Origin of the sequence: uncultured Jatrophihabitans sp., from assembly GCF_964244045.1 — a bacterium.
GTDB lineage: Bacteria > Actinomycetota > Actinomycetes > Mycobacteriales > Jatrophihabitantaceae > Jatrophihabitans.
Genome location: NZ_CAXTHK010000071.1, coordinates 1 through 5,273 on the forward strand (window position 1 = coordinate 1; position 5,273 = coordinate 5,273).

Consider the following 5,273-nt stretch of genomic DNA (forward strand, 5'->3'; position numbering starts at 1 on the left):
ACCGGTCACCACGATCAGGAACCCGACTTACACCACTCGGCGGGACTCTCCCGTACACGTCCTCTGTACCGGCAGGACAACGACACCGGCGAGCTGATGCTCAACAGCCGCATCGCACACATCCATGCCCGCCGGCCAGGCGGGCCGCGCTGGATAGAGATGACAGCCGACGCTAACCGGTCGCAGGACAACCTCCTGCTTCTGTGCATCGAGCACTCCTACGAGATCGACGAGCGCGCGAACGCCTACCCTGCCAATCTTCTGCGTGAGTGGAAGGCCGCCCAGATCGACGAGTACGAACAGTTGTTGCGCAACTGGCCACTGTCAGACACTGACGCCGGGCGAGTGTTGGAGGCGTCCTCACAGGCGCGCGAGCAGCAGCACGCCCAGGCCATGGTCGCGCTCGTACGGGCGGTCAAGCGCCTAACTTTAGAGGCGCAGCGAACGCGCAGCGGCCCCGCCGCGCACGCAGCGGCATGGCGTGCGCTGATCGAGCAGGTTCGCCGATCCATGCCGATGTGGGACGACGAAGGCGAGCGCGTCTACGTCGAGCCCTCACGCGCTGAAACCGCTAAGTGCAAGGCTGCCCTGCTCGAAGCTCTGCGTGATGCGTGCACATCACTGGCGCCGGCCGCAGACGCAGTCAAGGTCGAGCTTGCCGCCGTCCAGGCAAGCCGACCTTCAACCCGTCCCTGGAGCGAATGGCTCTCCATCGCGGTCGACGACGCTATAACCGCGTCCGGCATTTGGCCGGGCCCGCCGGCTCTCGAGGACGACACGCGACTCGAGGACGCACTGCTTGAAATCGAGCAAGCCTGCGACGCGCTCGCGGCAGCCTGGCGGGGCGAGAGCCCGCCGCCGCCACCGACTAGGACCGAGCCGGCATCGGTGGCTCCTGAGCCGGACCCGCTGAGGGCACACCGGGCGCTGCTGGACAACGCCCGCCCGTACGCGCGCGTCCACCACAAGCCTTTCGATCCCGAACTGCGGGCGCAGCTCGCCAACGCGGCTGGCCCGGCTGCGAAAATCCCGCCGGTGGCTTCGGCGATGGGCATTGGGCTTTCGACCACCTGCGGTCTCGCCGCGGCAGTCGCGGCCAACGCAACCGACGAGCAGCTCGCTCACCTAACAACGCAGGACGTTGCTCTGCGACCGCTGTCGGCCGCGGTCCAGCTGCTGGCCGAGACGGCGCGCACCGCGAGCAACCGTGGCCGCGACATCGCCTCCATGCAGGCAAAGGACGCTCTGGTCGAGCTGTGGAACTCGATCGATTTCACTGACCCGGAAACCTTCGACCACGACGACGCCAACGGCGCAAGCGTGTTTCACCACGGCGCACGCGTTAGCTCGCCCGACCAGGCACGCGAGCGACTGGAGGCCGCGCTGACCAGCTCGTCGGAGCTTTTGCTGCCGATGGTCAGCTACTGCGCCGAGTGGGTCGAGAGTTTGAGTACTGGCGACTGGAGCCCGGTCGGCGTGGCACGCCGCTACCGCGAGCTTCCCGCCTGGTTCCCAATCGCTGCAGTCGTCGCAGCGGCCGACGGGATCGACCTCAGCGAGGTAAAGATCGACAATTTTGGCGAAACTCGCGCTGACGATTCCCGATCATTGCTTGCGCAGGTGCTCTGGCTAGCAGGCCAAGATACCGACGGCAGAGGTGGCGCAAGATAACCGGGCGGCTCAACCAATTGGACGAGGCCACCACATTGGACTTGGCGCAACTTGAAATCGCGTTCGCTGGGCCAGTCACGACGCGCCCTTCGGCTTGATCGGGCCCGTGACGGTCTCGGCATCTAGCACGGCTGTCAGACCAGGTGACCATCACCAGTCGATTGGCTGCGCACGTCGGACGCGAGAAGAAGCTAGACGATCTTGTTCATATCGACTTCGATCTTGGCTGCTCGAAGCTCCTTCGCTAGGTCGTATTTCCACGCCCCTGCGGGATCGACGGGCTTGTAGATCACGCCGTTCAAGTCGGACGGCAGCTCAACGTCGCCCTTGTGCAGAGCGACTACCCGAGGCCTGCCCAAGCGTCCGATGAAGTAGCCGTGCTCAAGCACCACGTTTTGACGAGCGCGGTATTTCCAGTCGTCCGTGCCTTTAGCGCGGCCCTCGTCATCTGGCGTCAAGAGGATGATCGCGAAGATGGCCTGTTGAGCATGAGCTTCGAATTTCTCGATGACCGTCTGGCCCTCGTCTGCCTGTTGATGAAGCACAACGACTTTGGCGCCGGTCGCGCGTTCCACAAGGTGCTGTACTTGAGACTTGAGCCCATCATCGTGTCCGTGTACAACGAAGATCGTTCCGGCACCTTCGGGGTCCGCAGGTGCCGGCTCGACCTCAGATGACTCGGGGTCGAGGTCCAACTCGAGTTCGTATATAGCTGCATCAATGAACGCGGCCGCTTCACCAACCTGTCCATGGAAGTAGTGGCGGTCCCGCTCGTCCTCGCCAGGGCTGCCCGTCCATATGCCCACGGTGTAACTGACGCCTTCGAACGATTCGAGCGCCGTGGAGCTGGGTCCCAGTGATCGCTGCATGACCGCCCGCACCTTGGATCGCCACTCACTGTGCGCAGGCCCCTCACGTCGGACCTCGGACGTATCCGCTTGATCGCGCAGCTTCCTCAGCTCACGTATGGCGGTCGCTGGGTTCATGATCTGCACGGTAGCTGAGGAGACCGACGGGAAGGTGGTCCACCCAGCTGCAGTTGCTTGCTCGTTTACTCGCTCGATGTTGCTGGCCTTGAGCCGAAGGTAGCTATCAATCGTCAGTTCGTCATATTGCCGTACTGCTCGACCAAGCACGATCGTCCAGTTGCCCTCACCGTCTTCCGAGAAGGCTTCGATCCCGGGCGGCCACTCCGAGCGCAGAACGACGCCAGCTGCGTACAGGAGGTGATCAGGCCAGTAGTAAGCGGGCCTACTGCCCAACTCCTTACTTGATAGCTGCACCTCTGCCAGTCGGCCCGGGTCCATCCTTGTTTGTCGATGGCGTTTAGCCGCCTCTTTCAAGACGGCTACGAAGGCTAGGGCCATCTCCTCTCCGTGCGGATGCTTGGCGAGGCCGCTAAGGGTCAACTCGACCTGGCTATCTTCAGGCGGGAACGGGGCCGTCCTATCGAAGCGGACATCTGAGTAGAAGAGAGTTGAGGGTGTTCGGATACCGAGGACCGGGAAGGTTTGAAGCACTTCCAGCGCGTCGAGACCAGAATCTTCTAGCTCTGACGCGACGTACTGGAAGAACGGCCATCGCTGCGATTGATGCCACGCGAGCATGAGAACGTCTGCGAGGCGCTGCTGGTCTCCGGTCCACGCGTCGCCCCAGTCCATTGACCCACCCTAAGCCGACGGCGATCCGTGAGGCGGGAAGGTGTGGCGCTCTGCGGCCCCTCGTGTGCGCTCGGCTGCGAGGAGCCGCCCTACGGTTATTGGGTACTAGCTAGTCAGCCCCGCCCGCAGGCGTAGGCACCTCGTCAGGGTCGAGCGCGTGGCCTCTCGGTCGGCGTTTCGCCGGCCACGGACGCCGCGACGATTCGCGCCACCACCGGCGCGGGACAGGCGCTCCCTGACGAGCCGACCCCAGCGCCTTGCGCTCTGCGAGGGCGTTCGCGCGTGCGGGCGGCGATAACCCGGCGCTCCCGCTGTGCGACGGACGCCATGACTCCGGGAACCAGCTCACCGGGGGCGTGGTCGTGTCTAGGCCCAAATCGATTGCGACCACGGCCCACCCCCTACCCTGCAGAGGCCGCCATCACGTCGGCGAAGTCATGGAGCAAGCGGGACAAGCGGTCAAGCTTCGCCAGGACCAGCGCCGATGCCTCTGCGCCGAATAAAGCAGCCGCAACGCACCAGCACAGATCACCTCATTTGCGCTCGTTGCCCAGCGGCCGGCCGACGCGCATATCGAGGCCTCTTTGTGTCAAGTGGCTCGTCGTGGAGGTTTCGCCGGTGCAGGGGTGGGCTTGTAGGCGCGGCTGGATTTAGAGTTGGTCCCGGTCCGGGAGTGGCTTTTCCGAAGAGCCGGTTCGGGGTGTGAGCCGGTCGCGCTGGATGCAGAGTCGTTCCCCGTTTGCCCTCCCGGGCCGCTCTCGTTCGGCTGTCGGGCTGCGCGGCGGGCGTCGGCGATCATGCGGGCGTAGAGGGCGTCGCTGATCTTGCGTTTCAGGGCGCGCAGCGCGCACTTCGGCGCCATCCCTTCGTCGATCTTGCGGCGGTAGTAGTCGCGGCCGGCGGTGCCGTGGTGGCTGATCTGGCTGACCGCGGCCATATGGATGGCGTGGTTGAGGTGCCGGTTCCCGCGCCTGGACAGCCGGTGGATGGTGCGGTTGCCGGAGGACGCTTCGATGGGTGCTGTGCCGTTGTAGGCGGCGAAGTGATCACGGGTCGGGAAGCGGCTGATCGCACCCACGTCGCCGACGACGGTCGCGGTCACGACCGGGCCCGCGCCGTAGACCTGTGAGACGGTGGTGCCGGATGCGGCGACGATTGCTGTGAGGCGTCGTTTGGCTGCGCGGCGCTGCTCATCGACCCGCCGTAGGTCCTCGAGCAGCTCGTGCGCGAGCTCGAGCCGAGCTTCGCCGACAGCGTCGACCGGCTGGATGCTTGCGAGCACTGCGGAGGCCTGGATCGCCGATATTTGCTTGGGAAAACCGCCAGCGACGAGGTCGCAGAGGATCGCGTGCAGACGGCAGACGATGCGGTTGCGAGTACGGCTCAAGTCGCGGTGCCGACGAACCCAGACCTTCATCACCGAGGCGTGATCCTCGGCCGCGACAGCGCGAATGTCAGGTGAGCGCATCGCGGCGACAGCAACCGAGCGGGCGTCGTTGGGGTCGTTCTTGTTCACCGTCCCGGTGTTCAGCAGCCGCACCCTCGCGGCGAGCTTGGGCTGGACATCGAGGACCTGTTCACCGGCGGCGAGCAGCTGCTGCGCGAGCAGCCGACCCAGACCAGTAGCGCCCTCAATTGCCCAGACCCGCTCGCTCCAGGGCGACGCCCACGAACGCAGGTTCTCGACCTGCGACGACGAGGCCCGGACTCGGATCTGACCGAGTCTCGCCTCGTCAGGCGCAAGTGCGACCGCCGTATGCGATGCCTTGTGCGGGTCGATGCCGATCATCACTACAGCCAAGATGTCCTCCTCGAAGTGGATGGACCGTGGCGGGCATGTCTGATTTCGGATCGACCTGCGTTCTCGCCTCTTTCGAGCCACGCCACGGTCGTGCCCCGGGGAGTGGTGTAAATCGTTCGCGTACAGCTCTGCGTTGTTGC

2 protein-coding genes and 1 pseudogene are annotated in these 5,273 nt (G+C 64.9%); 1 reads left to right on the forward strand and 2 read right to left on the reverse strand.

The window, feature by feature from the left end; translation table 11 throughout:
* Positions 1-1,671 (forward strand): annotated as a pseudogene (locus ACFFC4_RS21985) (hypothetical protein); the annotation flags it as partial.
* Between the two features lie 191 nt (positions 1,672-1,862).
* Here the strand turns inward: ACFFC4_RS21985 and ACFFC4_RS21990 are convergent.
* Both ACFFC4_RS21990 and ACFFC4_RS21995 read right to left on the reverse strand, forming a co-directional pair.
* On the reverse strand, positions 1,863-3,332 hold the full coding sequence (locus tag ACFFC4_RS21990; RefSeq protein WP_375504867.1) for a TIR domain-containing protein: 1,470 nt from the start codon (positions 3,330-3,332) through the stop codon (positions 1,863-1,865).
* 589 nt (positions 3,333-3,921) lie between these two features.
* Complete coding sequence (locus tag ACFFC4_RS21995; RefSeq protein WP_375504869.1) at positions 3,922-5,124, reverse strand: IS110 family transposase; 1,203 nt, start codon at positions 5,122-5,124, stop codon at positions 3,922-3,924.
* Positions 5,125-5,273: the final 149 nt, after the last annotated feature.

What these genes read in the sequence shown, in the direction of transcription:
- ACFFC4_RS21990 (WP_375504867.1), bottom strand. Translation starts at nt 3,332, where the DNA reads ATGGACTGGGGCGACGCGTGGACCGGAGACCAGCAGCGCCTCGCAGAC.